The sequence below is a fragment of the Streptomyces sp. NPDC093089 genome (assembly GCF_044754405.1).
In the GTDB taxonomy this organism is placed as follows: domain Bacteria; phylum Actinomycetota; class Actinomycetes; order Streptomycetales; family Streptomycetaceae; genus Streptomyces.
Map to the genome: position 1 here is coordinate 499,580 of NZ_JBIVPA010000003.1, position 26,431 is coordinate 526,010.

Annotated in this window: 22 protein-coding genes and 1 pseudogene; 7 read left to right on the plus strand and 16 right to left on the minus strand. The window is 71.4% G+C overall.

The features are described 5' to 3' along the window. Positions 1–12: 12 nt before the first annotated feature. Positions 13–400, plus strand: a pseudogene (locus ACIQFX_RS09140) (transposase); the annotation flags it as partial. A gap of 1 nt (position 401) precedes the next feature. Here the strand turns inward: ACIQFX_RS09140 and ACIQFX_RS09145 are convergent. Beyond that, positions 402–2,672, minus strand: a complete 2,271-nt coding sequence (locus tag ACIQFX_RS09145; RefSeq protein ID WP_402460343.1) for an MMPL family transporter — start codon at positions 2,670–2,672, stop codon at positions 402–404. 175 nt (positions 2,673–2,847) lie between these two features. Here ACIQFX_RS09145 and ACIQFX_RS09150 point away from each other — a divergent pair, with 175 nt between their 5' ends. Next, entirely contained in the window at positions 2,848–4,020 is a 1,173-nt protein-coding gene (locus ACIQFX_RS09150) for a sensor histidine kinase (RefSeq protein ID WP_402460344.1), read from the plus strand. Beyond that, positions 3,995–4,657, plus strand: a complete 663-nt coding sequence (locus ACIQFX_RS09155) for a response regulator transcription factor (protein ID WP_267088103.1) — start codon at positions 3,995–3,997, stop codon at positions 4,655–4,657. The genes ACIQFX_RS09150 and ACIQFX_RS09155 overlap by 26 nt, the downstream gene beginning before the upstream one ends. A gap of 174 nt (positions 4,658–4,831) precedes the next feature. On the opposite strand, the gene ACIQFX_RS09160 is transcribed toward ACIQFX_RS09155, so the two are convergent. From ACIQFX_RS09160 to ACIQFX_RS09175, 4 genes are all read right to left on the minus strand, one after another. Further along, positions 4,832–5,392, minus strand: coding sequence for an SMI1/KNR4 family protein (locus ACIQFX_RS09160; RefSeq protein WP_402460346.1), 561 nt, complete (start codon positions 5,390–5,392; stop codon positions 4,832–4,834). Positions 5,393–5,599: 207 nt separating this feature from the next. After that, complete coding sequence (locus ACIQFX_RS09165; RefSeq protein WP_402460348.1) at positions 5,600–7,213, minus strand: amidase; 1,614 nt, start codon at positions 7,211–7,213, stop codon at positions 5,600–5,602. A 156-nt stretch (positions 7,214–7,369) separates the two neighbouring features. Continuing rightward, complete coding sequence (locus ACIQFX_RS09170; RefSeq protein WP_402460350.1) at positions 7,370–8,005, minus strand: hypothetical protein; 636 nt, start codon at positions 8,003–8,005, stop codon at positions 7,370–7,372. Between the two features lie 105 nt (positions 8,006–8,110). Further along, positions 8,111–8,677 carry an SMI1/KNR4 family protein gene (locus ACIQFX_RS09175; RefSeq protein WP_402460351.1) on the minus strand — a complete coding sequence of 189 codons (567 nt, stop codon included), beginning with the start codon at positions 8,675–8,677 and terminating at the stop codon, positions 8,111–8,113. A gap of 439 nt (positions 8,678–9,116) precedes the next feature. Between ACIQFX_RS09175 and ACIQFX_RS09180 the strand changes: the two genes are divergently transcribed. After that, a complete protein-coding gene (locus tag ACIQFX_RS09180) occupies positions 9,117–9,830 on the plus strand; it encodes a hypothetical protein (RefSeq protein ID WP_402460353.1) in 714 nt (237 codons plus the stop codon). A gap of 79 nt (positions 9,831–9,909) precedes the next feature. Here ACIQFX_RS09180 and ACIQFX_RS09185 read toward each other — a convergent pair whose 3' ends face one another. The 8 genes from ACIQFX_RS09185 to ACIQFX_RS09220 all read right to left on the minus strand — a co-directional run bounded on the left by ACIQFX_RS09185 (position 9,910) and on the right by ACIQFX_RS09220 (position 18,764). Next, positions 9,910–10,260: a S24 family peptidase gene (locus ACIQFX_RS09185; RefSeq protein ID WP_402460355.1), complete on the minus strand. Its 351-nt coding sequence runs from the start codon at positions 10,258–10,260 to the stop codon at positions 9,910–9,912. 100 nt (positions 10,261–10,360) lie between these two features. Further along, the gene (locus ACIQFX_RS09190) at positions 10,361–10,879 is read right to left on the minus strand and encodes a pyridoxamine 5'-phosphate oxidase family protein (RefSeq protein WP_402460703.1); all 519 of its coding nucleotides are present in this window, start codon (positions 10,877–10,879) and stop codon (positions 10,361–10,363) included. Between the two features lie 94 nt (positions 10,880–10,973). Continuing rightward, positions 10,974–11,312 carry a thioredoxin family protein gene (locus ACIQFX_RS09195; protein WP_402460357.1) on the minus strand — a complete coding sequence of 113 codons (339 nt, stop codon included), beginning with the start codon at positions 11,310–11,312 and terminating at the stop codon, positions 10,974–10,976. Between the two features lie 37 nt (positions 11,313–11,349). After that, positions 11,350–13,005, minus strand: coding sequence for an NUDIX domain-containing protein (locus ACIQFX_RS09200; protein WP_402460359.1), 1,656 nt, complete (start codon positions 13,003–13,005; stop codon positions 11,350–11,352). Positions 13,006–13,189: 184 nt separating this feature from the next. Further along, positions 13,190–13,981: a class I SAM-dependent methyltransferase gene (locus ACIQFX_RS09205; RefSeq protein ID WP_402460360.1), complete on the minus strand. Its 792-nt coding sequence runs from the start codon at positions 13,979–13,981 to the stop codon at positions 13,190–13,192. Beyond that, a complete protein-coding gene (locus ACIQFX_RS09210) occupies positions 13,969–15,498 on the minus strand; it encodes an NUDIX domain-containing protein (RefSeq protein ID WP_402460362.1) in 1,530 nt (509 codons plus the stop codon). The genes ACIQFX_RS09205 and ACIQFX_RS09210 overlap by 13 nt, the downstream gene beginning before the upstream one ends. A gap of 9 nt (positions 15,499–15,507) precedes the next feature. Further along, positions 15,508–16,740, minus strand: coding sequence for a phosphotransferase (locus ACIQFX_RS09215; protein ID WP_402460363.1), 1,233 nt, complete (start codon positions 16,738–16,740; stop codon positions 15,508–15,510). Next, the gene (locus ACIQFX_RS09220) at positions 16,737–18,764 is read right to left on the minus strand and encodes an ATP-binding cassette domain-containing protein (RefSeq protein ID WP_402460365.1); all 2,028 of its coding nucleotides are present in this window, start codon (positions 18,762–18,764) and stop codon (positions 16,737–16,739) included. The genes ACIQFX_RS09215 and ACIQFX_RS09220 overlap by 4 nt, the downstream gene beginning before the upstream one ends. A gap of 717 nt (positions 18,765–19,481) precedes the next feature. Between ACIQFX_RS09220 and ACIQFX_RS09225 the strand changes: the two genes are divergently transcribed. Beyond that, positions 19,482–20,858, plus strand: a complete 1,377-nt coding sequence (locus ACIQFX_RS09225; protein ID WP_402460367.1) for a cytochrome P450 — start codon at positions 19,482–19,484, stop codon at positions 20,856–20,858. 63 nt (positions 20,859–20,921) lie between these two features. Here the strand turns inward: ACIQFX_RS09225 and ACIQFX_RS09230 are convergent, their stop codons facing one another. Next, positions 20,922–21,644, minus strand: coding sequence for a DUF4232 domain-containing protein (locus ACIQFX_RS09230; protein ID WP_402460369.1), 723 nt, complete (start codon positions 21,642–21,644; stop codon positions 20,922–20,924). Between the two features lie 787 nt (positions 21,645–22,431). On the opposite strand from ACIQFX_RS09230, the gene ACIQFX_RS09235 reads away from it, so the two are divergent. Further along, positions 22,432–23,415 (plus strand): sensor histidine kinase, encoded by a 984-nt coding sequence (locus ACIQFX_RS09235; protein WP_402460371.1) that lies wholly within the window; start codon positions 22,432–22,434, stop codon positions 23,413–23,415. A 196-nt stretch (positions 23,416–23,611) separates the two neighbouring features. Continuing rightward, positions 23,612–24,325, plus strand: a complete 714-nt coding sequence (locus ACIQFX_RS09240; protein WP_402460373.1) for a response regulator — start codon at positions 23,612–23,614, stop codon at positions 24,323–24,325. Positions 24,326–24,444: 119 nt separating this feature from the next. Here ACIQFX_RS09240 and ACIQFX_RS09245 read toward each other — a convergent pair whose 3' ends face one another. Then, positions 24,445–25,614 carry a GNAT family N-acetyltransferase gene (locus ACIQFX_RS09245; protein ID WP_402460375.1) on the minus strand — a complete coding sequence of 390 codons (1,170 nt, stop codon included), beginning with the start codon at positions 25,612–25,614 and terminating at the stop codon, positions 24,445–24,447. Positions 25,615–25,887: 273 nt separating this feature from the next. Beyond that, the gene (locus ACIQFX_RS09250; RefSeq protein ID WP_402460376.1) at positions 25,888–26,316 is read right to left on the minus strand and encodes a protein-tyrosine phosphatase family protein; all 429 of its coding nucleotides are present in this window, start codon (positions 26,314–26,316) and stop codon (positions 25,888–25,890) included. Positions 26,317–26,431: the final 115 nt, after the last annotated feature.

Consider the following 26,431-nt stretch of genomic DNA (forward strand, 5'->3'; position numbering starts at 1 on the left):
GAGCCGCCTCCCGGACGTTCCAGAGGCGGGCAGACCAGCAAGGTCCACCTCGCCGTCGACCGCAAGTGCCGCCCGTATCCGGCCGGACGCGGTCGCCGGGGACAAGGCGTACTCGTCCCGCGGAAACCGCGCCCACCTGCGCCAACGTCGTATCGAGGCGGTCGTCCCGGAGAAGAAGGACCGGGCCGCCAACCGGAAGGAGAAGGACTCCGGAGGCGGCCGACCCGTCAGCCGCGACGCCGATCTCCACAAGGAGCGGAACACCGTCGAACGCCCGATCAACAAGCTCAAAGCATGGCGGGGCAGCGCCACCCGATGCGGCAAGACCCCCGACGGCTACCTCGCCGGTCTCCACCTGCGCGCCTCGGTGATCCGGACGCCAAGAGCGGGCAGGAGTTGAGTCAACGGTCAGCCAGCCGTGGACGCGGGGCCTCACCCGTAGATTCCGCGTCGGTGTCGTCGGTGCCGACCGGGCCGCGGGGAAGCATCCGGTCCAGCCACTTCGGCAGCCACCAGTTGGTCCGGCCGAGGAGTGTCATGGTCGCCGGTACCAGCACCATGCGTACGACCGTGGCGTCGATGAAGATCGCGGTGGCCAGGCCGAGCCCGAACATTTTGGCGGAGGGGTCGTCGGCGACGGCGAAGGACAGGAAGACCGCCACCATGATGAGGGCGGCCGAGGTGATGATCCGGGCGGTGCGCGAGATGCCCTCGACGATCGCCGTGCCGTTGTCGCCGGTGCGCAGGTACTCCTCGCGTACGCGGGAGAGGAGGAACACCTCGTAGTCCATCGACAGGCCGAACAGGATGGCGAAGAGGAACATCGGGATGAACGACACGATCGGAACCGTCGATTCCAGCCCGATGAGTGCGCCTCCCCAGCCCCACTGGAAGACCGCGACCATGATGCCGTAGGCCGCGCCGATGCTCAGCAGATTCAGCAGTACCGCCTTGAGCGGTACGAGTACCGAGCGGAAGACCAGCATCAGCAGCAGGAACGACATCGCCAGCACGGCGGCGACGAACGCCGGCAGGCGTTGGCTGGTGCGTCGGCCCACATCGGACAGGCTCGCGGCGGCGCCGCCGACATGGGCCCTGGCCGGGCCGTGCCCGACCGCCGTGGGCAGCACGTCGGTGCGCAGCCGGGCGATGGTGTCGGCCGTGGCCTTGTCCTGAGGGCTGGTGGTCGGGAACACCACGAGGGTCGCGATGCCGGTGGCCCGATCGATGTGCGTCGGCGCGACGGATGCGATGCCCGGATCCGCCGCGACCGTTGTGACGATTCGGTCCAGCACCCCCGGATCACCGGTGGGGTCCGCGGCGATGACGAGGGGACCGTTGGTGCCCGGGCCGAACCCCTCGGCGACGAGGTCGTAGGCCCGGCGCTCGGTACGGCTGTGGGGCAGTGAGCCGTCGTCGGGCAGGCCGACGCGCAGGCCGAGCACGGGCAGCGTCGCGGTCAGCAGCAGCCCCGCCGCGCCGACCGCGTACGGCACCGGGTGCCGGCTGACGTGCCCGATCCAGCGACGCCACCCGGCGGCGTGGGCGGCGCCTGCCGCCGGGTCCCGCCTCCGGGCGAGTCGGCCCGGCTTCCTGGTCTGCAGAACCCGGCCGATCCGGCCGGCCCGGGCCAGGCGCGGGCCCGCCGCGCCGAGGAAGGCCGGCAGCAGCGTCACCGACGCGAGCACCATCGTCAGGACGACGATCGAGACGGCGACCCCGCCCACCGTCATGAACGGCACGTTCGCGACCGCCAGGCCGAGGATCGACACGACGACGGTGCCGCCGGCGAAGACCACCGGCCGCCCCGCCGTTGCCACCGCTCGTCCGGCCGCCGCCTGTGGATCGAGCCCGCGCGCGAGGTACTCCCGGTGCCTGGCGAGCACGAACAGCGCGTAGTCGATGCCCACTCCGAGCCCGACCATGCTGCCCAGGACCGGTGCGAAGGCGGGGACGTCCGTGACCCCCGCCAGTACCGTCATCGTGGCGACCCCGACGGTCAGTCCGAAGACCGCCATGCCGATCGGCAGCGCGGCGGCGACGAGCGAACCGAACGCCAGGAACAGGATCGCGGCCGCGGCGAGGAGGCCGATCAGCTCGCTCACGCCGCCGTCGGGGTCGGAGAAGGCGTAGAAGAGGTTCCCGCCCATCTCGATGCGCAGGGGCAGTTCGGCGCGCAGCCGGTCGCCGAGATCGACGAGGGCGTCGAGGTCCTCGGCCGACAGCCGGCTCTGGTCGGGGTACTGCACCCGGACGACCGCGATCCGCCCGTCGGCCGAGACGAGGCCGCCGCGCACGGCGGTGTCCCCGCCCGCGTCGAGTGCCCCCGCCGGGTCGCTCGTGCCGAGCACGTGCGGCAGCCGCTTCACCTCGGTCTGCAGCCGCGTGAGAGCGGTGCGCGCGCCGTCGTCGTCGAAGAACGTCGCAGTACCGTCGAGGGGGGTGACGACCACTTGGGCGGTCATCCCCTCCTGGCCGGTGCCGGCCCGCTCGATCAGTTCCGCGGCCCGCTGGGAGTCCAGTCCCGGAGCGGTCATCGAGTCCGCGGTCCGCCCGCCGAAGGCGACGGCGGCGAGGACGGCGAGCGTGGCGGCGACCAGCCATGCCGCGATCACCCGCCAGGGATGGCGGGCGGCGCTTGCGCCCAGGCGCAACAGGGCTTTCGAGAGCATCGGGTCCTCCAACCACCTCGTCGGCCGTCCTTGTACGGCCGCCGATGACGAGGCTCGTCGCCACGGCGCTCCGCGGCATCGGCCCGCGGGCCGCGGATCCGTCGGCCCCGGGGCTGAGTGACGACCCGTCCTTTCGGCCGATGCGCGGCACGCCGCGGCCCCTAGGCTGAGAACCGTGCTCCGAGACGACCTGCGAACCCTGTGGACCGAACCCCGGCCGCCCGACGCGCCCGCCCGGGTGCGGCGGGACTGGGCACTGCTCGCCGCGGGCCTTGCCGGTGTGGCGCTGGAGGCCACCCTGCGCGAGAACGTCGTGTGGCGGCCGGTGGCGGTGGTGCTCGCCGTGTGGCTGTGCCTGCTGCCCCTGTGGCGACGGACCCGCCCGCTGGCGATGGTGACGCTGGCGTTCGGCTCGGTGGCCCTGCTTCCGGTGGCCTCGCTCGTCGCCGCACCGCGCGAGCCCGTCGGCCTGTACACCGGCACGGTCGTGCTCGTGCTGGTGTACGCGCTGCCCCGGTGGGGATCGGGACGCGAGATCGTGCTGGGGGGCGCGGTGATCCTCGCGGTCGGCGCACTGTGTGTCGTCATGGACGACACCCCGGTCGTCGAGAAGATCGTGGGCATCGTCTTCCTGATGCTGCCCGGCGTGGTCGGGGCCGCCGTGCGGTTCCGGGTGACCGCTCGCGAGCGGCAGTTGGATCAGGTGCGTTCCCGCGAGCGCGAGCAGCTCGCCCGGGAACTGCACGACACGGTGGCCCACCACGTGTCGGCCATGGTGATCATCGCCCAGGCGGGCCGGGTGCTCGCGGGCGCCGACCCGTCCGCCGCCGTCGAGGCGCTGGAAGGGGTCGAGGAGGAAGGGGCGCGCACGCTGGAGGAAATGCGCGCCATGGTCGCCGTGCTGCGCGACCGCGGGGTCGGCGCCGAGCTGGCGCCCCCTGCCGGAGTCGCGGATCTGGAGCGCCTGGTGCGCACCCCGGGTGGTCGCCTCAGGGTCGACCTGGGGCTCGACGGCGAACTGGACGCGCTGCCCCCGGCCGTGGACGCGGCCGTCTACCGGATCGTGCAGGAGTCGGTGACCAACGCGCTGCGCCATGCGGTCGACGCGACCGAGCTCGTCGTGCGGGTCGCCGCGGAACGGCACACGGTACGGGTGAGCGTGCGCGACAACGGCCGGCGCACCGGCCGGGGTCGCGACGGATACGGACTTACCGGGCTGCGCGAGCGCGCGACCCTGCTCGGCGGCACACTACGAGCCGGCCCGGGTACCGACCGGGGCTGGCATGTCGAAGCCGAACTGCCGAGAGCGAGGAGCAAGAGCGGTGTCCATTCGCGTCCTCGTCGCTGACGACCAGACGATCATCCGTACCGGATTGCGGATCATTCTGAACGCCCAGCCCGGCATCGAGGTGGTCGGCGAGGCCGCCGACGGGCGGGAAGCGGTACGTCTGGCCCGCGAACTGCGCCCCGACGTCTGCCTGTTCGACATCCGCATGCCCGTACTCGACGGGCTCGAGGCCACCCGGCTGGTCGCCGGCCCGGGCGTCGCCGACCCGCTGGCCGTGGTCGTCATCACCACGTTCGACCTCGACGAGTACGTCTACGGCTCACTGCGTGCCGGCGCCCGCGGATTCCTCCTCAAGGACACGGGACCGGACCTTCTGGCGCAGGCCGTACGGTCGGCGTCCGACGGTGAGGCGCTCATCGCGCCCAGCGTCACCGTCCGTCTGCTCCAGGCATTCGCGGACCTGCCCGCCGGCCGGCCCGTGGCCCAGCCGGTCTCCCCCGTCACCGCCCGCGAGGAGCAGGTGCTCCTCGCCGTCGCTCGCGGGCTGACCAACACCGAGATCGCCGATGCACTGCACATCAGCCTCAGCACGGTGAAGACGCATCTGGCCAGCCTGATGGCCAAACTCGGCGCCCGCAACCGGGTCGAGATCGCGATGTGGGCCTACGAAACGCGCCGTATCCTCCCCGGAACCTGAGCCGGGTGCCGGGCCATGTCCCATGAGTCCCCGCCCGGACGACTCCCAGGCGGTGAACTCGGCGTACGGAAGGAGCCCCGACGGCGCCGGTTTCCCCATCGATTGCCTTCGGTGCCGGCACGGTGCGACATGTGGGCATGAGCAGAAGGGCGCGGGCCATCGTGTTGCGGAGTTCTAGGAGGCGACGGGGGACAAGCGGCTTGCGGCTTGGTCCCAGGGCCGCGGTTCGACGACGTCGTCTCGGTCGGCTGCTTCCTCGTCGAACCAGCCGGTTCCCGCGAGCCATGTCTCCAGCCACGCCGCGAGGCCGGTGGAGTCGAGGAACCAGCACTCCTCCCACGAATCGCCGCTGTACGCGTTCGGCTCGAAGAGCAGGACCTGGCCGTCCTCGCTTGAGCAGTCAACGCCGGCGTACATCGCGCAGCCCCAGGTCAGGATGGGTACGACACCGTCCGGCCACTCCGGGTACCGCGCCCCGGAGGAGGCTTCGCGGCGCTCCAGGAATTCACCGACGACGCTCGCGCCCGGTCCGAGCAGCGGCAGCAGACAGTAATCCGGCCCGAACCCGCCATCGGCTATCTCGCGGTACAGGCGTACGAGGAGGGGGTGAAGAGTGAAGCCCAGTTGCGCCTCGGCCTGGGCAACCTGCTCTTCGCTGACACAGGTGGGAAGGTCTTCGGCGTCGGATGCGGCTCTTAGGGCGACACGTCGCAGGAGGTCATCGAGGTCGGTCATGACGGTGATCGTCTCAGAGGCCTCTGACATCGCCGCTTGCCAGCGACCCGAGCGACCCGAGCCGGCCAGCCCGTGAACCGCCTGCGGGTATGGCCGGCGCCTGCGATGCGGCGGGAAGCGAGCGCGTACAGGTCGTCCCGCCTTCAGTCGCGCAACGCACGGGGCTGGACCCAGAAAGCAGCCCGGCCCCGTTCGCACGCCACCCGGTCAGTCAGTCGTCGTGGCGGGAGTCGGTGAGGGCAGGTACTTCGGGGCACGCCAGGCGTCGAGGAGCTGCTCCACCGCCGCGCCCAGGGAGAGCAGTTCGGCGTCCTGGTGGTTGCCGGCCATGAGGAGGAGGCCGACCGGGAGTTCGCCGACGAAGCCGGCGGGGACGGAGAGGGAGGGGTAGCCGGCGACGGCGGCAGGGGTGGAGGAGGGGATCACGTCGTTGTCGCCGCGGGCGCAGTCGGTGGTCCAGGCGGGCGGGTTGGCGGGAGAGGCGATGGCGTCCAGGCGGTGGGTGGCCATGGTCTCGTCGATGGAGCGCTTGGAGAGGTCGTTCAGTTCGGCGCGCATGGCCTGGTAGCCAGGATCCGTGGTCGACGGTGCGGCCAGGGCGAGTTCGAACAGTTCCTGGCCGGCGAAGCAGGTCTGTTCGGCCGGGTGCGTGCGGTTGAACTCGATGAGTGCGGCAAGGTCGCGCGGCCCGTTGCGGGAGGCGAGATAGGCGTCGATGTCGCGGTGGAACTCGCTCAGGAGCGCCGGGAACTCGAGTTCGGCGAGCCTGGCCTGGTACGGCGGCGTCACCTCGACGACCTGGGCGCCGGCGGCACGGAGGCGCGCGGCGGTACGGGTCATCAGGGCGTCCACGTCCGCGCCGAGCGAGGGCAGCCGCCACAGACCGATCCGCTTGCCGCGCAGAGTGGAGGGGCGCGTGACCGCCTCCGTGGGACCGAAGGCGCCGCGGGTGCTCGTGGCGTCCTGACCGCTGATCTCCGCGAGGGTGATCGCGGTGTCGATGACATTGCGCGCCATGGGGCCTGCCGTGTCCTGCTCGGCGGAGATCGGGACGATCCCCGACCGGCTGACCAGTCCGAGACTGGGCTTGTGGCCGACGACCCCGTTCATCCCGGCCGGACACACGGTGGAACCGTCCGTCTCGGTGCCGATCGCGACCTGCGCCAACGACGCCGCGAGCGCCGCAGCCGAACCGGAGGACGATCCGCACGGATTACGGTCCAGCACATACGGGTTACGCGTCTGTCCACCCACCGCCGACCAACCCGACGTCGGCTTCGCGGCACGGAAGTTGGCCCACTCCGACATGTTGGCCTTGCCGAGGATCACCGCCCCCGCCGCACGCAACCTCCCGACCAGCACCGCATCCGCGTCCGGCGGACTCCCGGCCAGCGCCAGCGAACCCGCAGTCGTCGGCATGTCCCGCGTGTTCACATTGTCCTTCAACAGGACCGGAATGCCGTCGAGCGGACCACGAACCTTCCCGAGGCGATGCCTCACATCACTCGCCACCGCCTGACTCATGGCCGTCGGGCTCGTGCGCAGCACCGCGTTGATCCTCGGGTCCACAGCCTTGATCCGCTGGAGGTACGCCATCGTCAGCCCCGACGAGGTCAGCTCCCCGTGCCTCATCCGCGCCTGCAACTCCGGGATCGTCACCGTATCCAGGTCCACTCCACCCACCAGCCCCGCCTCGACACCGTAAGAGGCACCACCGCCCCCGGTCTCAGCGGCCACCGCACGCTGCCCCGGCGCACCCGCCACCAGAAGGGGTGCCACGGCCAGAGCCGCAGTCACTGCCGCGACACTTCGCTTCTTCATGGGGGACACCCCACTGCAGGCACCTGCCGGGCGCAAGACACTTCTGCGCCTCTCCGCACAGGGGCGGAGTCACACCCCGACGGCCCGGGCTTCAGCCAGTGGTCCGCAAGGTGAGTTGAGTCAGGTGCCCAGCGCTGCGCGGTCGCAGAGACCTGCTCAGCTGTCGAACCACACGACGAGGCGCACGTTGTCGTCACCGTGCTGCGCCGCGAGCGTCTCCATGGCTTTCCAGACGGGTTGCCACTCACTTTCGGGAACGGCGTCCCCGCGGCGGAGGGTGACCGACCTGTAGAGGGTGTCCCCGACGAGCCACTCGCTCCCTTCGGGCCACTCCCGGGCTTCGCCCGGTGCGAGACGGACCTCGCCCGGTCCGAGATCGACAGCCTCGGCGAACTCACGGCTCCAGGAGGCCTTGCCCGAGAACCTGAGCCCGTCCGGGGTCCGGCGGTACTGATGAAGCCGACTGTCGGGTTTCTCCGCCCGCTCGTCCCAGTCGATCGCTTTCACCTCGGCCCACGTGATCCATGTGGTGTCGTGAAAGCCGCCCTCGCCGTACCACTCGGTCAGCTGCGCGGACCGTACGCTCACGGAGCCCGAGACGTCGCCGGGCAGGCCCCGGTACGCGGCCAAGGGGCGGAAGTTCGCGTAGTTGCGGACGCCGAAGAGACAGCCGAAGGCGTCGTAGTCACAGCCCTTGTACAGCGAGGCGAGGTCGTGCGCCGGGTACCAGGTCGCCCCCCGGCCGCCCTGTGCCGCTCGGTATTCAAGAAACCCGTTTATGTCCGTAACCATGTCAAATACTGTGCCGACCCCGTCAACTGGTTATCCCCGCGCGCCCTGTATCAAGACTGGCCTTCCGGCCGGCGCGTGGCACGCCGCTCTCGCTCCCGCAATGACTCAACGTCGTTCCGGCACGTGGAGGCGCGGTGAGGTGAGTTGCAGGGCTCGGTTGTCGCGGCCGGCGGCCATGTGGTCGAGCCAACGTTCGTACCAGGAGAGGAAGTCGGGCGCCGAGGAGACGTTCGGGCCCCAGAAGCCGTCGACGTTGCCGATGATCACGCGCCCGGTGAGGGGGCCGGTCACGCCCACGAGGACGAGATCGGTGCAGCCGGGCTCGACGACGTGCAGGAAGAGGTCGCCGGTCCGGGTGTACCGATGGGCTCGCCTGAATGATCGCGTTCTTGTGCCGGGAACTGCCGGTTTCATCGTGAAGAGGGCGCAGTCCTCCAGCGGGAGCAGCCCGTAGTACGGGGACGCACCGCTGCCGCCCAAGTCGATGAGGAAGTCCCGATAGGCCCGGGGGAGCTCTACGTCGTGCTCGACTTCGAAGGCATCCACCCGGGCTTCAGGTAGACGGGGGCCGAGGCGGAAACGGTGCCGCTCCTCGCCGAAGGAGTGGCTTCGGTCGGGCGTGTACGGGATGCGTGCCAGCTTGCGTCGCAGCCGCGGGATGCGGGAGTCCATGCGAACTCTTCTCTTGTGTCGCGCTGACTCTACCTGGCGCTGAGGAAGCCCCTTCGTCCGGCGAGTGCCTGCCGGACGAAGGGGCGGAATCTCGTGTCCTGCTTCCCGACGCCCGGCACGGCTCGTTTCCGTCTTGTGAGCTGTGTCCCGACTCGGGTTGAGTCCTGAAGGACGTCGGCACGTGCACGGGGGAGCGATGGGACGCAGTCGATCAGTGCTGGGTGCGATGGGTGATCCGCCCCGCGCATTCGCTTCCGCCCTCCGCGAGTTGTGCGGGAGTGCCCGCGGAGCGACGTATCGCGTGATGGTCCGCCGAACGGATTCGTCCGCGGCCGAGGACGCGGACGTACGTGAGCCGCGACGCCACGACGGCCCGAGGTCGAGCGCTCCCTGGCCCGACACCACGAGGCTGCCACCGCGGCGTGGTCGGCGAGCGGGGATGGTTCTGTGGGCGTCGGCGCTCCTCGGGGTGGCGACGGCGTGCTCCGTCGCGCCCTCGGATCAGGAGCTGCGGTCGCGGACGACGCTGCCCGCGACGGAGCAGCTCAGATCGGCGGAGGAGCGGAAGATCCGGGAGCTCATCGAGCGGATGGGGGCCGTGGAGGGCCTGGAACTCGTACGGGCGCATGTCACGGACTCGTGCGTCAGGTCCGGCGAAGGGTCGGTCTTCGACAGCGGTCGGCCTCCGTACGTGCTGACGTGCAGCATGCGTGCTGTCGCCTATTTCGGCGTACGGGGAAGCGTGGCCGAGGCGCTGCCGCGCATTCGCGAGGCGGACATCGCGGTCTGGGGGCCTCAGGACGGCAAGGGGCGCGACGTACCGCACGCGGCGGGCACCATCACGTACGCACTCGACTACCTACGCCACGGGGGTCGCACCTCCGACGGAAGCAAGCTGCCTTCGCCCGTGCTCGACGGGCCCGGGATTGACCTCGACTGGGAGCGGCCCGACGACCCGCTCTCGGTGCTCGTCACGGCCGAGTCCCCTACCCCGTGTCCACCCGCCAGTGAGATCTACAGGCGCTGCTGGGTCATGCCCGACTCCCCGATGAGCATGGCCACCGCCCGCTCCCGTAACCGCACCTTCCTCACCGTCACCGTCGGCGGTCCGGAATCCACTGCGTACGACTACTTCACCGTGCGTCGCCAGTGAGGTTGCGCTCGCCGTAGGCGGTGGAACGTCGAGGGCGTGGTGGGCCCACGGGCATCGGTGACGCATCCGTCGTGGCGGGTCAGGTCGCTCCCGGCGACGCATCTGGGCCCGGCCCGGGAGCGCGGGGCGGCACGGCCGGCGCTTCCGGTCGATCAGGGGGAGTCGTCTGGACCCGCCTTCTGGCCGGGTCCACCGAGGACACCACGTGCAAGTAGACGGTCCCGGCGACGCGGGCGAGGACGATGTCCCCGACCGTCACCTTCGTCGGGTCGACCGGAGCCACGACCACCTGCTGCCGGCTACGTATCAGGGGCACCATCGACGAGCCGCTGGGCCGGAACGTCACGGTGGCTCCTCCGGCGACCCTGGTTGCCGCCGCATTCAAAGCACCCATCCGCAGATCGTGGCAGATACTCGTCAATCGCCCCATCGATCTGCTTCATGAGGTCCCCCGCACTCCTGACCACCGCCCTCACGGAGGGTGCGTGCCGGAGCCCCCGCTCCGACACTTGGCGTCGGGGCATCCCGGGTTACTCGTCCAAGCGGGTCCAGAACTGACGCGGCGCGAAACCCTCGCGGCGCAGCCAGTGCTCGGTGTAGACGATCCGCTCGGCCTCGATCACGACGAGCGGCCCCGAAGGCGGCTCGTCGAGCGCGCACGACCGTTCGACGTGATCGGACTGCCAGCGGAACGCCGGCCAGTAGTGCTCGAAATCCGGGTCGTCCTCGGACAGCACGCGGGCCTTCCCGAAGAGCTGGGCACCTCGGCTGCTGGCCTGTCCGACCAGCGGGGCGAAGACCCCCACCGACACCCGGGGGTCCGCGGCGAGGTTCCTCATCTTCGGCGAACCAGCTGCCGTGGAGAACATCACCGCGAAGTCGAGAGGGAAGTAACGCACCGGAGTCGCGAGCGGCCCCTCCGGTCCCGCCGTCGCGATCACGCACATGTTCTGCGACGACAGCAGATGGAGTATTCGCTCTTCCAGCCGCTCACGATCGAGACGCTGCTTCGGTGACGGGCCGGCCAGCCACGGATTGGTCACAGGCATGATCAACTATCCCACGCCCTGCCGCTGCCGCCCTGCCCCTGCCGCGCTGCCCCGGCGCTCGCCGGGGCTTGGACGTCGAGACCATCGGCAGCGCTCAGAGATGGGTTTCGACGAGTTCCCGGATTTCGGACGTGCTCGCGGGCCCCGTGCCACTGGCCACCGGCGTGCCTTCCTTCAGCAACACATAGGACGGCGCCCCGGTGATCTCGTAGCGCCGGGTCGTGTCGGGACAGCGCGTGATGTCGACGCGGACCGCCGTCAGCCGGTCCGCGTACTCGTCGGCGATGCCACCCACGACGAGGTCCATCGTCCGGCTGGGCTCGATGGCCTTGGGCCATGTGCCGGTGAAGTACGCGAGAACCGGGGTGCTGCTCATCCTCAGGATGAAATCGAACTCTGCGTCCTCACGGGGTTGGTGGACCCGCTTCGCCATGGATGCTCCTGACCTCGTCGTTCGTCGTTCGTGCTCATCATCTCGTGCTCCAGTCCTCCGCTGATGCGATCGTCCTCATCGTGTGGTCTCCGACCTGAGGGAGGTGGGAGAAAGGCCAGCGGGCGCCCGCGCGAAGGCGTGCGAGTGTGCGGCGGCCGCGCTCGACGAGCTCCGGGTCGCCGGCGCGGGTTCCGAAGGCGATGCCCGAGACCGCGTCCAGCGCCGTGCTCGCAGCCAGATGGGTCTCCTCGGCAGCGGTGAGCGGGCGACCGTAGCCGGCGAAGAAGGCCTCGGCGAGGTCGGGCCGGCCGTCGAAGCGGTCGATGAGGCGCGTCAGGTCCCGTACTCGCGTGTGGGGTTCACTGCGCTCGACGTCGATGAAGCGCACGGTGCCGTCAGCGGCGAGCAAGAGGTTGCGGTACTGGAAGTCGCCATGGGTCACCACGTGTTCGAGCGGTGCCAGTTCCTGAGCCGCCGCGACGGCCCGGCGCACGCATTCCTCGTCTCCCGGTTCTCCCTCGTCTCCCGGTTCGAGCAGGGGTCGGGCTGCTGCAAGGTGGCGTTCCATGCGGTCGTACGGGTCGGTCGGTGGCGCTTCAGAAGGTCGGGGCTCGGGTGGAAGCGGACTCGCGTGGATGCGGGCCGCGAGTACGCCGATCGACCGCAGGACCTCGGCCTCCTCGGCGGCGGAGAGGACGGCACCGTGAAGGGACCGGCCCTCGACGGGTGTCACCACGACAGCCAGGAGCTCGGGGTCGGCGGCCACGAGACGGGGCCCGGCGTCGCCCAGGTCCGGCACCCATCCGCGTAGTGCGTCCGTCTCCCTGCGGTGGAACTTGGGGTTCTGGTGGATCTTGACGAACCACAGGCCACCGCCGGTGCCTGCGGCCCGCCATACACGGCTGTTCTCCCGGGCCCAGGAGACATCCGTCCACGCGGCGATACGGCCGACGGCACGCTCGGCGAAGGCGCGCACCGCCCGCGGGGGAGTGGGTTCCTGCTGCGGGGAGGACACCGGCTCCGAGCACGGCGTCGGCGCCAAGCCGGGCACTTGCTCCTGCCTCTGCCCTTGCCCCTGCCCCTGCCCCTGCCGGGCCAGGTACGGGCCAGGAGCCCGTTCCGGGCTCGCCCTGGGCTTCGGCTCCGCCCTGCGTTTCGCAGGCCCGGCGGCCGGGACAAGGTGAAGGCGGTCGAGGCCCGGGTCATGGCCGGGGGAAGGGCTGTAGGCGATCCCGTCGTCGGGGTCCTGGAAGTGCAAGGCGACCGGCGCGCCCGCCCGGTAGGCGTCGAGCCCGGCGCGGCAGTAGGCGACCATCGGATCCGGCAGGGCGTCGAGCGGGAACCACCCCATCGCGTCGCACTTGTCCGGTTCGGCGACCCGTGGCGAGCCCTGCCAGCGACGCACCTCGAAGAAGAAGCCGACACGTTCTCGCCCACCGGGCGGCCGGTGGTGCACCGTGACGGCGGCGCGTACGTCGGCCGGGTCCACGACGAGACCGGTTTCCTCCCGCGTCTCGCGCACGACGGCGGTGACGACGGTCTCCCGCTCCACGTGGCCCGACGGCGCGTGCCAGAGACCGGCCGCGTACACGTCCCCGGCCCGCCGGGACAGCAACACTTCCGGGCCCTGACGTCCCTCCCGGACGGCGATCAGGTGCACGTCCACCGGTACGGTGTGGCGCTCGCCGCTCACTCGCTGCCTCCCGGGCGCCGGGGCGGAAGCACGGTGAACGCCGTGTTCTCGAATCCTGGCGTTCGCCGATGAGGAAATCCCACGGCAGGGGTCCGCCCGGTACGCGGCGACCGCGGCGTCAGGCAGTTCGGTGTACTGCTCCGCCGCGGTGAGGTGGTCGCGGTCGTTGTCGCCGTCGTGGTCGTCACGGCGTCACCCCCGCCGGTCCGCGGCGAGCCAGCGTGTGGACGAGGCGTCCGAGGTGCCGGTACGGGTCGCGGGTCGACGCGGCCCATTCGGTCTCCAGCGCCTGCGTGTACGTGTCGGCGTCGGGGGTCCAGTCGTCGTCGTGGTGGTCGGTGAAGACCCGGATGCCCTGCCAGTTCAGCGGTGTCAGGCCGTGCTCGGCGGCGAGCCGGTCGAGTCCGCCGGCCGTGTCTCCTCGTGTGGCCAGGCCGAGGTTGCCGATGCTCGTGTCCGCGCCGTGCTCGATGAGGTGGAGCGCCGCCGGGTAGTCGCCGCGGAGGGCCTCGCGGAAGCCGATGGCGGACCTGTTCTTCGTGAGAACGCTGAGCAGGCCACCCGATCTGACGAGCGCGGCCAGCCGGGTGAACGAGCCCGGTGTGTCGGCCAGGTACATCAGTACGCCGTGGCAGCAGACCGCGTCGAAGGGCTCACCAGCGATTGGCAGTTCGTCGATGCCGACTTGGAGGAGCCGTACCCGCTGAGCGAGTTCGGGGCGGGCGGTGAGGCGGCGGGCCGTCCTGGCGAGCATGTCGGTGGACGGGTCGGCCGCGGTGACGTGGTGTCCTGCTGCGGCGAGCCTGAGGGTCATCTCGCCGTCGCCGCAGCCGGCGTCCAGGATCCGTACGGGATCGGGGGGAAGTTCGGCGAGGAGGCGGCGGGCGACGAGATCGTGGCGGAGGCGGCCCCGCGCCGCGCGGGAGTGGGCGGTGTATGCGGGGCCGACGGTGGCGAAGTCGGTCAACGTGCCCACCCCAGCTCGGTGTAGGGGCGGCCGGCCAGGATGCCTTCGATCGCGGCGCGCGTGTAGGGGACGATCGGCTTGGGCAGGTCCTTGGCGTTCCACCAGCCCCAGCCGACGCATTTGTCCGGCTCGCGGATCTCCGGTACGCCCTCCCAGTGGCTGGCGCGGAAGAAGAGCTGAAGCCTCGGTACCCTCCCCGGTACCACCAGGTGGACCGTGTGGACGAGTGCGAGGTCGGCCGGGTCGATCACCAGCCCGGCTTCCTCGTATGCCTCTCGTACCAGGCACGCCGTCGCGGATTCGGCCTCGCAGTGGCCCGCCAGGGTGTGCAGGAGCCCGCCCGCGAACCTGGAATCGGGGTGGCGGCGGCCGAGGAGGACCTGCCCGTCGCGCTCCAGATAGAGGTGGACGCCGAGGATGTGAGGCACGGTGCCGGGCGGAGCCGTTGTCGGTGCGACCGCACCCGGCCACGAGACAGGGGCGGGGACGGGGGCGGGATGTTCGGCCACGTGTCGCTCCAGAAGGCTCCTCGTGGACGGCGGCATGGTCATGAAGGGGAACTTCTCGGGGTGGACCCAGGCGAGCATCACACCTTCGGTCAGGGGCAGCGTCGAAGGGTCGCCGCTCCAGCGGCCGGTGAAGATCTGGATGGGCACGCGGATGCCGGCGGTACCCGTGGCGACCTCGACCGCGTACGGCCGGAGGTCCTCGATCTCCAGCCCGGCCTCCTCCATGAGCTCGCGGCGCATCGTGTCCAGCAGGTCGAGGTCCTGCGGCTCGCTGCCGCCTCCGAGCAGGGACCACGCCCCCGGCGCCCAGATGTCGGGCTTGTTCGCATCCCGGAGGTGCAGCAGGTACCGGCCGTCGCCGTCGTGGATCAGCGCGCTGGCGTTCAGCGGCCGGAGGGTGCCGTCCAGCCCGGAGGCGACGAGTTTGGCCCGCAGGGTGGGGGAGGAGACCTTGTCGAAGGGGAGCCAGACCGAGCCGTCGACCTCCTCGGCCTGGAGCGTGAGTCGCGGTACGTCGTCGGTGGCGAGCTGGAAGACGAAGCGGAAGTCGTAGTGCTGGTGCGCCGGCTCGCCTCTGGCGGGGTCGGCGTCGATGGTGTGGACGTCGATGTCGATCGGCCCCTCCCGGAACTCCCGCGTGAGGGCGAGGGAGGAGGCCGGGATCCCGGTCTCCTCCTTGAGCTCCCGCAGGCACGCGGCCAGCAGGGTTACGTCGCCGGCGTCGACGTGGCCGCCCGGCGCGAGAAGCAACCCGGTCCCTCTGTGCAGGACGTGCAGGACACGCGCGTCGGCGTCGATCACGACGGCGCTGCAGGTGATGTGTCCGGGGAGGGTGGTGCGGCTGGTCGGATCGCCGCCGATGGCACTCACGCGGCCGGAGCTCGCAGCGGCACCCACGGTGGTGCCCACGGCTGTGTCCAGGGCGGCGAGCAGCGCGGCCAGGCCGTCTCGCTCGTCGGGGTTCCGGTCGAGGTAGGGGGTGAGCAGGTCACGGATGTGGGCGGGGGAAGGCGGCATGTCAGAACCTCACGAAGTTCGATGTGCGAGGGGCGGTCGTCGGGGCCATGGGGTGGAGAGGCGGTTGGAGGGCGTACCTACGGGCTGGCGGAAGGGCCGCGGTCGGGAGGCCGAGGAGCGGCGAGGGCGGCGGGACTGGCCGAGGCGGTCACGCACCCTCTCCTCGGCCTCGTCCAGCCGCTCGCGCAGCACCGCGGCTGCCTGGTGACGGGCTCGTGCGTACGCCGCCAGGGACGGCGTGACGGGCCCGAGACCGGCGGCGACGGTGTTGAGCGGGTATACGGACAGCGCGAGGGCGGCGGCGGTCAACCGCACCACGCTCACCAGTTCCCGCACTCCCACGACGGGGTGGCGGTGGTGGTAGGCGGCGGCGAGGCGGCTCAGGCCGTCGGGCCAGTCCGGTCGGGTGAGTACCGTGCGGGGGTCGAGCGCCAGGCGGCCCAGTTCCCACACCGGGGAACGTCGTACGGGCGGGGCGAAGTCGATGAGGGCGGCGACCTCGTCGCCCTTCAGCAGCACGTTCGGGCCCGACAGGTCGCCGTGCACCAGCTGCGACACCATCGCCTGAGGGACCTTCTCCAGGAGCCGCTCCACCTCCGGTAGTCGCGCGAGTTTCTCGTGGGCCGTGGCGACGGCCCAGCGATCGAACGCGGTGACCGGCGGAGCCGCCTCGTACCAGGACAGGAGTTCTTCCAGCCGGGTCCTGCTCCGGGCGACGTCGACGGACCTGTCCCTCGGGCCGAGCAGAGGAGGGCCGAACCCGTGCCGACCCATCCCTTGACGGGCGACCCCGTGCGTACCGACCCCGCTCCGGGCGAACCCATGTCGGGCGAACCCGCGGTGCAGGCGCCCGACCGCCTCGCCGACCGCTTCCCACCGGCGACCGGTCAGACGGCCGTCCGCCGTGACCGTACGGGGGATGAACCGGGTCACGGACATCGACAGCCACGGGTGTCTGGCGACGAGACGGTTGTCGTTCGCCGTGTACAGGGCGGGGGCGACCGGAACACCGCGCAGGCGCGCGTGCTCGCTGAGGGCGGCGGCGTCCTCGGCCTTCGCCAGGTCGGTGCCGGGCGAATAGGTCTTCACGAACCAGTGACCGCCCGACTCGGCCCGGGCGATGTAGTTCCGCGTGTCGGTGCCGGCCGGGCCCGCCACGACAGACGTCGGCAGAACGGCGAAGTCCGCGGCGAGGAGGAGCGTGACCAAGGAGATCCGTGACTTGGGGGAGACGGGCGTCATGGCAGCACATCCCCTTCGCCGAGGAGGCCGCCGGCCTCGACCGACGGGCCGGTCGCCGGGGCGGCCTGTGCGGGCACCGAGGGGGCCGTGAACTGGCGCGCCTGCAGCTCGTACGCTTCCCGGAACGCTCCCGGGACCGCGGTGGGATCCATGAGCTGGGCGAACGTGCCGTGCTCGATGACCCGGCCCTCGTCGAGTACGTAGATCAGGTCGGCGTGGCGCACGCTGTGGAGGCGGTGGGTGATCAGGACGGTGGTCTGGCCGGTGCCGGCGAGCCGGTGGATCTGGTCGAAGACGCGCTGCTCGGCGGCCGGGTCGAGGGCGCTGGTCGGCTCGTCGACGATGAGCACCTGCCCCTCGCGGGCCTTCCCGCGGGCCAGGCCGATCCGCTGCCACTGGCCGCCGGAGAGCTCTTGTCCGCCCCGGTAGCCGCGGGCCAGGAGGGTGCCCAGTCCGCGAGGGAGTCCGTCGATGACCTCGTCGGCGCCCGCGTACGCGGCGGCGGCCGTGATGGTCGCGTCGTCCATGGCGACGCTGCTGCGGCCGATGCCGATGTTGACCCGGGCGGTGAACGGCCAGCGCTGGAAGTCCTGGGCGACCAACGCGACCCGGCTGAAGATCCGGGCCCGGCACGCGTCAGCGGCGCTGACGTCCCCCCACATGACCCGACCCTCGGCCGGCAGGTGCAGGCCGCACAGGAGCTTCGAGACAGTGGATTTGCCCGATCCGTTCCTGCCCACCAGGGCGACGGTCCGGCCGCGGGGGATGACCAGGTCCACCTCGCGCAGGGACGGCTCCTCGGCACCGTGGTAGGTGAAGCCGACCTTCTCGAAACGGATCGCGTCGAAGTCCTCCGGCACGTCCGCGCCGGTCTCCGGGATGGCCCGCCGCTCCGCCTCGGCGCACAACCGCTCCAGGTCGGCGACGAACAGCGACTCCTCCTGGATGTCGGTCACCCGCAGCACCAGGTCCGTGATGCTTGCCGACCCGGCCCGGATCGCGAGCACCGCCGTGCCGCCGACCGCGAGCGCCATCTGCCCGTTCCACAGCAGCAGACCCAGCACCCCGTACGCGGCCACCGTGGCCACTCCACGAGCCCCGTCCGCCAGCAGACCCGTACGGGCCGCCACCCACGCGAGCCGGGTCTGCTCCCGCTCGCTCGTCTCCGCCATCCCCCGGAAGTGCTCCAGCAGGAACGGGCCCACGTCATGGACCCGGACCTCTCCGGCCGCCCGCTGATCGATGAGCAGTTGGCTGAGCAGTTGCGCGGCGCGCGCGTGCTGGACGAACCGGTGCCAACTCGTGTACCGCGCCCGCGCCACCGTCAGCGACCCCCACGCGCTCGGCAGCGCCATCGCCACGAGCAGCGGCAGCAGAGCCCAGTGCAGCACCGTCAGCACGCCGGCGGCGGCGACGAGCGAGATCGCCGAGGCGACCACCGCCGTGCAGTAACCCACCATCCGCCGTGCCCCGTCGGCGCCCCACTGCGCCGAGTCCATGAGTTTGTGGAACGCGTCGTCCTCGATCGCGTCCATCTCCACCTTGGCGACGAGCCCCAGGTACCGCTCGGTGGCGACCCGCTGCACCTTCGGTTCCAGTACCCCCGTCGACGCGGTCGACGCCGACTTCAGCAGGGAGGAGAGCACCGACATCACCGACACGAGTACCAGCGCCGGCAGCGACGCCCGCAACCGGTCGTCCAAGGCCCCCGCCGCCAGCAGTTCGGCCAGCAGCGCGTTCACCGCCACCAGCGTGAACGCCTGCCCCAGCCCTCGACCGACCTCACTGACCGCCACCGTGTACAGGGCCCTCCGGTCGGCCTGCCTCGCCAACCGCACGGCCACGGCCACCTGCCGGGGAAAGCTCACGGCCATGCTCCACATGCCCAGCTTCACCCAGGTCCCGCGGTACTGGCTCCACCCCTTGTCGTAGTCGAGCCGTCCCCCGAACAACAGCCGCTCGGACGCCGATTCGGCCTCCGCTCCAGCCGGCGGCGACGTCTTCCCGTCCGGGGTCGCCTTCATGCCCCCCACCTCGTATACGGACGTGCTGAACGGAATGCGCCGACGCCGCGGCGAGGCCCGGTGGGAGCGGAAGCGGAAGCGGAAGCGGGGGTGGGGGTGGGAGCGAGGGTGGGGGTGGGGGAGGCGACAGGGCCGGGAAGGGGGTACACGGGGTTCTCCAAGTGGGAGGGGTTCGGGGTGTCAGAAGGTTCAACGACACGACCATGCCCGTCGAACACACGTTTTTCGGACGCCGTGCGAACCCGAGACGGGGCGTGCGAACCCCGAGACGGAGCGAAGGTATGTTCGTGCCGAGTGCACCGACCCTTGCGGCGCGAGGGTCGTGGTCCGGAAGGGGTCGTGGCCGAAACGCCGACATCGCTGAGCGCCGCCGGCTGCTGCCCATTCCGGGATCGCGCCCGCCCCCGGCTCCTCCCCGCCGTCCACTGCCAGCGAAGCCGTGAGCCGTACGCCTGAGCCGTACGCCTGAGCCGTACGCCGTGAGCCGTATGGCGTCAACCCGACGGTGCCCCGGCTGACAGTCGCTGACCTGCTCCTTTCCCGGCCGGACGCGGGTGCAGTCGCAGGCCTGCGCTAGATACGACGCGTGGGGACATGCCCGAGCCGGCCCCGACTCGGCGGTCTGGCGGTCTACCGATCTGCCAGAGCTCCACCAGGACGGACTCTCGGCAGGGGCCGCCTGACAACGGGGCCCGTCAAGAGGAGCCGTACCGCGTCATGAAGGATTTCCGCTCGATCCCCACCGCTCCCCGTGCGCTGCCCCTGGTCGGGCACGTCGTGCCGCTGCTGAGGGATCCGCTGGCGTTCTTGAACTCGCTGCCGGCCTTCGGCGACCTGGTGCGTATCCGGCTCGGCCCGCTCGCGATGGTCGTGATCTGCGATCCGGAACTGACCCGGCGAGCGCTGCTGGACGACCGCGTCTTCGACAAGGGCGGCCCGCTGTACGACCGTCTACGGGAGGTGATCGGCGACGGCGTCGTGTCCTGCCGGCATGAGGCGCATCGTCGGCTCAGGCGGCTGTCGCAGTCCGCGTTCCACCAGGCCCGGCTGCCCGATTACGCGCGTGCCATGACCACTTGTGTCCGGGAGGCGGCCGATTCCTGGAGCCCTGGGCAGGTCCTGGATGTGCCCGCCGAGATGATGAGGGTCAGCTCGAAGATCATCACCGCCACGCTGTTCTCCGACGCGCTGCCCGCGACGGCGCACGGGCAACTCGTCGAGGACGTGACCACGGTGGTCAAGAGCCTCTACCAGCGCATGTTCCTGATTCCGCCGCTGGATCGGCTGCCCACCCCCGGGAACCGGGCCCACCTCGCCGCCCGGGCCCGGCTGCACGACACCGTCGAGCGGATCGTCGCCGAGCGCCGCGCCGACGGCGCCGATTACGGCGATCTGCTCTCGGCCCTGGTGGCGGCGCACGACCCCGAGGACGACCGCCCCGGCATGACCGGTGCCGAGATCAACGACACGATCGTCTCCTTCGTCCTCGCCGGCATCGAGAGCACCGCCGCCACGCTGTCCTCCGCGCTGGACCTGGTGGCCCGCCACCCCGAGGTCGAGGCGCGGCTGCACGCGGAGGTGGATGCCTTGGGCGGTGGGCCGGCCACGTACGCCGACCTGCCGCGTCTGCGGCTGACCGAGCGGGTCATCAACGAAACGCTCCGGCTGCGACCCCCGGGCTGGTTCTTCACGCGTGTGGTCACCGCCGACACGGACCTCGGCGGGTACGCGCTGCCGGCCGGCACCAGCGTCGCCTACAGCCCCTACCTCATCCACCACAGGCCCGACCTCCACCACGACCCCGAGACCTTCGCCCCCGATCGCTGGTCGGACGAGCACCCCCGGCCACCCCGCCACGCCTTCCTGCCGTTCGCCGCGGGCGCCCGCAAGTGCATCGGGGACTCGTTCAGCATGGTCGAGGCGACCCTCGCCCTCGCGACCATTGCCGGGCGATGGCGCCTGGAGCACGTGCCGGGGCACCGAGGCCGCCTCGCCGCGGCGGTGACCCTCGAACTCCGCGATCTGCACATGCGCGTACGGCCACGGGCCGAGGTGTCCGCGTCGGTGGTGAGTTCCGCACAGGGCGCCACCTGACCGGCACCGCCGACGCGGGTCTCGTGGCCTCGGGCCGTACGGGCACCCGAGGCCGGGGAACTGTCACTCGGCGAGCGACTGCTTCACGGCGAGGGCCTCGCTGCCAGTCCAGTACGTGACCTTGGGGTCGTCGTCGATGTTGACGAAGCCGACGCCGCCGGGCAGCGGGACGTTCTGCTCGTACCCCTCCGGGGAGAGGCTGACGCCCATCCGCTTCACCGCGGTCGTGGGCGCGCCGACCCGGAAGAGCCGGACGCCCGCGTACGCCTTCTTGCCCGGCTGGACCAGGAACTCCTCCAGCTGGGACTTCATGACGGTGGCCTCGTGCGTGGCGTCCTCGAAGACCACGGCGGGATAGCCGCCCAGGACGCAGGCCTTGTCGCCGGTGTTGGTGGCGGTGAGCAGCACGTGCTGGAGCGAGTCGTGAGGGGACGTCGACGCGGTGATCGTGAACGTGTCGTCGGTGCACGGGGTGCCGGGGACGCCGTCGCCCCCGACGTCATCTGCCCCGTCACCTCCCGGGGCGTCCGAACCGCCCGACTTCCCCGACCCGTTGCCCGACCCCTGCGAACCGCCTCCGCCGCTGCTCGGAGTGGCGGAGGCCGTCGCGCCGGTGGGCGTCGAGGACGGGCTCGCGGTCGTCGGGTTCGCGCTCGCGCCGGCGGACGGCGGGGTCTTCGCGCCCGCGGCCCCGTCGTCGGGGCCGCAGGCGGCGGTCGAGAACAGCGCGGCGATGGCCGCGGCTCCCGCGGCACAGGTCTTCAGAGTCTTGCGTGTGGTGCGCATGGTGGTTCCCCCGTGTACGAATGCGTGGCGGCCGTTCCCTGATGCGGACTGCGGACTGCGGACTGCGGACTGCGGACTGCGGACCGTGACCTGCGGGCTGCGGAACGGCTTCGGTGATGATCCGATCCGTCGGCGCGCTGCGGACGGATCGGCGATGACGTGCCGCGGTTGCCTCCGGACGTGGTGCCGGTGGTCCTCCGGGACGTCGTGGTTTCAGACCATACGGATCCCGGCTGGGGTTGACGTCCCACACGGGGTTGAACTTCCGCACCGACTTACCGACTTCTGCCGTATCCCCCGCGGCTCTTCCACCCCGCGCCGTAACCCTCAGGTTGACGACTGCCGGCCCGCCGCGCGGTATCGGTGCCGCGCTGGTTGACCTCGACGGGGCGTGTGACTCCGGAAGTCGACAGGGGCGTCGGACTGCTGCCGGATGCCCGCGGCGCCCGTCTCTTCTACTGTCTGCGTACAGGCCGGGCGAGGTGGGCGAGGGTAAGAGGACCGGGTCGACCCGCCGGCCGGCGCGCCGGACGGCGGCGCGTTCGGCCACGCCGCGCTGAGGCTCGGCGCGGGTTGACGTGCACGGGGGCCGCCGACGGTGCGGGGCCGGCGGCAGCGCGACGGGGGTGCGCTGCCGCCGGTCATGACCGTGGAGGCCGACCCGCACCGACGCTGGTGGCCGCGACAGCCGGGCGCCGGACGCGGGGCTGCCACCGGGGAGGCCGGTGACCGTGTTCGACTCACCCTGAGGGACGACCAGTTGGGGACCGTCATCCACCGAGTCCGGATGTCCGCGCTGCAGGCCCTTCGCCCGCGGTCGGCGCCGGTGGCCCTGGCCGTCGGGTTCGCCGCGGCCGGCTGCCTGATCGGCACCTTCCACCACCCGGAGCCCTGGCGGGCGTTCGACCTGTGGGCCTGTCTGCTCACCCTCCTGATCGCCCTGCCGATCGGCCTGCGGGAGGAATGGGCGTTCGGTGTGCTCGTGGTGACGGCCGCGGGGTTCGCCGGATACCTGCTGCTGGGATATCAGCCCTCGCTCACCTTCTGGTGTCCGGCAGTCGCGCTCGTCTTCGTCGCCGCGCGGGAACGGTCGGGCCGCGTCACGTGCGGTGTGGTGCTGCTGGCCGCGGTCATCGCCCTCAGCGGAGTGTGCGGCCGGCTGCCCTGGCCCGTGACGGTCGTGCAGGCGGCGATCGTTCCCGCCGTGGCCTGCGCCGTCGGCCTCGCCCAGCGCCGACTCGTCCTGCACAAGGTCGAGTTGAGACGGCTTGCTCTCCTGCTCGACGAGCAGCAACGCCAGGAGGCCCGGCGCGCGGTGCTCGACGAACGCTTCCGGATCGCGCGCGAGCTGCACGACACCATCTCCCAGCACATGGCCATCGTCACCCTGCAGACGGGCCTCGCCCAGTACACCTTCCACTCCGACCCCGCCGCCGCCCACCAAGCACTCGGCGTCGCCGCCAGAGCCGGACGGGAGACCCTGGACGAACTGCGGCGCCTCCTGGTCGTCCTGCGTACGTACGATCTCGGGGACGCGACGAGTTCGGGCAGCCCGTACGGGACCGGCCCCGGGGGCCCGTACACGAGGGGGCCGGGAAGCCGGAGCACGGCGGGTCCGGGGAGTCCGAGCCCCCACGAGGCCCCGTCCACCCTTGAGGACCCTTCCGCCTCCACGGAGCCTTCGGCCCGCACGGCCCCATCAGCACTCACAGATCCGTGCACGCCGCCCCCAGGAGGGCCGCCGAGGTCCGCGGATCCGGGCACGGCTTGATCGGAATGCGGGAACGGGCGAAGATTTGGCACGGCTCGCTGACCGCCGGACCATGCCCGGGGGCGGATTCCAGGTATGCCTCCGGCTCCCCCTGGAGCAGGAGACATACCCGGGGGAGGACGTCCCCCAGGGGCGGGACCGGACCAGCGACTGACCTTTGACCGTGACGTGAGCAAACCCGAGGGCGAGGAGCGCCGTGGCCCGCATCCTGGTGGTGGACGACCAGCACCTCATCCGCTCCGGCATCGTCACACTGCTGCGCACGGTGGACGGACTGGGCCCGATCGTGGAGGCGGCGGACGGTGAGGAGGCCGTAGCCGCGGCCATCGAGCACCGCCCCGACCTGATCCTCATGGACATCAACATGCCCCGCCTCAGCGGCCTCGCCGCCGCCGAACGCATCCTCGACCTCGACCTCGACCCGACCCCGCGCATCGTCGTCCTCACCACCTTCGACGAGGACGAGTTCGTCTACGCGGCCCTGCGCGTCGGCTGCAGCGGCTTCCTCCTGAAGGACATGCCACCCGAGCAACTCCTCAGCGCCGTCAACGCCACCCTCTCCGCCGACCTCCTCGTCGCCCCGGCCCGCATCCGCCGTCTCGTCCAGAGGCACGTCACCCACGACCAGCAACCCCAGCAGGCGGCCCGGCCCGGCACCGACGCGACGAACCTGCTCACCGGACGCGAGATCGAGGTGCTCGGGCTCGTTGCTCAAGGCCTCGCCAACGAGGAGATCGCCGAGCACCTGCGCGTCAGCGATTCCACCGTCAAGACCCACCTCCACCGGCTCATGGCCAAGTTGAACCTCCGCAGCCGCGCCCAAGCCGTCGTCTTCGCCTACGAGATGGGCATCGCCCGCGTCGGCGGGCGCCCGGCACTGCCGGATGGCCCGGGCGGACCAGCCGTGTGACACCGCCCCGCGGCCACCCCGGAGCCGGGCGGCCGGGGAGTCCTTCGCGCGGCGGCCCGGTGCCCTCGCGATCGGCGGCGAACGCGTACGTCGTACGAATGCGTACTGGTCAGTACCAGTCAGTACCTGTCCAGGCGGTGAGCGTAGGGAGCAGGCAGCGCCGGAGTACCGCCGCCCGGGAACCAGGCCGCACAGAGACTCCGGTACCGGTCGGGGACCGCCGCACCGTGCACGTATGCGTCCTCGGCCGACCAGTGACCGAGAAGCAGCCGGATCAGTGCGTGGTCGTCGGGGAACAGGTCGCCGCCGCACAGTGCCTCGACCGCCTGGAGGTGGGCCGTGTCCGGGAGCAGTCCACCCGTCCGGCGCCGTAGTTCGGGTTCGAGCGCACGCACCAGGGACGGGCGGTTGAGAACTGCGGCCATCATTCCGCCGCTCGGCGGGAACCGCTGCTCGTAGGTGCAGCCCAGGTGGCGGGCGACTCGGCCGGTGAGGCTGTCGGCCGGTTCCCGTACCGTGAACCGGTCCAGCCGACGCTGCCAGCAGAGCCGGGCGACGGCCGCGAGCAGTCGGCGGGTCGCGGGGGCGTCCTCGGCCACCAGCTCGTCCACGGTCAATGTGCCCAGTGGGTCACCGAAGGCCCGACCCTCCAGTACGGCGTAGCCGTTGATCGTGTGGCCGTTGACGGTCTGGCCGTTGATGGTGTGGCCGGTCCGCAGGACCAGGGTCCGCGACCCCGGCTTCCAGGTGGTCTGGGGAACGAGCCGGTTCCATCCCGCGTGCCGCTCGTGGGTCCACGGCCGGTGGGCGTGCGCGGTGTTGTACAGGCCGACCATCGTGGGCAGATCAGCAGGGGTGGCACTGCGGATGCCCGGATCGGCCGCGTTCGAGTCCCAGTCCCAGTCCCCTCCCGTCGCTTGCTCGACGTTGCGGACGGGGACGACCAGATGCCCGTCGGCGACGGCTCCGACGAAGCCGAACCGCTCGTACGCCCCCTCGATCCCCTCCGACACGAAGGCCACGTCGACCCTCCGCGCCATGCCTGCCAGCGCCTGCCGGAGGAGGCGGCCCATGTGCCCCTGGCGCCGGAACTCGGGTCGGGTCTCCACACCGCCGATGCCCTCCGCGGGCACGGCCACGGCACCGAACCGCAGCCGGAAGGAGACCGCTTCCAGTTCGGCGACGGGTTCGTCTCGGGCGGTACGCAGTCGGCAGTGGCGTACGCGCAGGCTGCGTACTTCCTGATCAGGGGCCTCGCTGTAGACGACCCGCGGCTCGTGACCCGACATGTGTGCCTCCCCAGCCCTCGCGTGTGCGGGCGCCCATGCGTGCCCAGGCGCGCCCGCATGCGCCGGGTCGCGTACAGGCGCGCAGCGGCTCGGTTCTCCCGGCGGTGGTTCAGTTCTTCCGACGGTACGTGCCGGGGGCCCGTCCGTGGGCTCGCTTGGAGGTGTTGGCAAAGGCGTACTGGGGCGTGTACCCCACCTGGGTCGCGACGGCGGGTGTGTTTGTGACGGGACGGGTCGAGTCGGGTAGGGGCTGGGGCGCCGACGAGGTGGCTGTTACTCGAAGCGAGCGACGAAGCGACGCTGCCACGGAGTCTCCACGGCGCGTGATGCGTAGTGCTCGCGGACGTAGGCGACTGCCTCTCGGCTGGGCACTCCGTCCAGCACGGCAAGGCAGGCCAGGGCTGTGCCGGTCCGCCCGTACCCGCCGCCACAGGCGACTTCGACCCGCTCGTGTTCGGCGCGGGTCCACGCCTCGCGCAGCCCTTCCGCGGCGGCCGCGCGGTCGGTCGGCAACCAGAAGTCCGGCCATCGAAGCCAGCGTGCCTCCCAGGCCACGGAGGGCGGCTCGTGGCCCAGGAGATAGAGAGCGAAGGTGGGCAACGGCCCCTCGGGCAGGGGCCGACGGAGTCCCCGACCGCGGACGAGCCGGCCAGAGGGAAGCCGCAGTACGCCGGTGGCCCCGGCCGTCCAGGCTGTGGTCATGGAGGGAGCGTAGCCTCCTCGCCGAACGCCGAACGCCGAACGCCGAACGCCGAACGCCGAACGCCGAACGCCGAACGCCGAACGCCGAACGCCGAACGCCGAACGCCGAACGCCC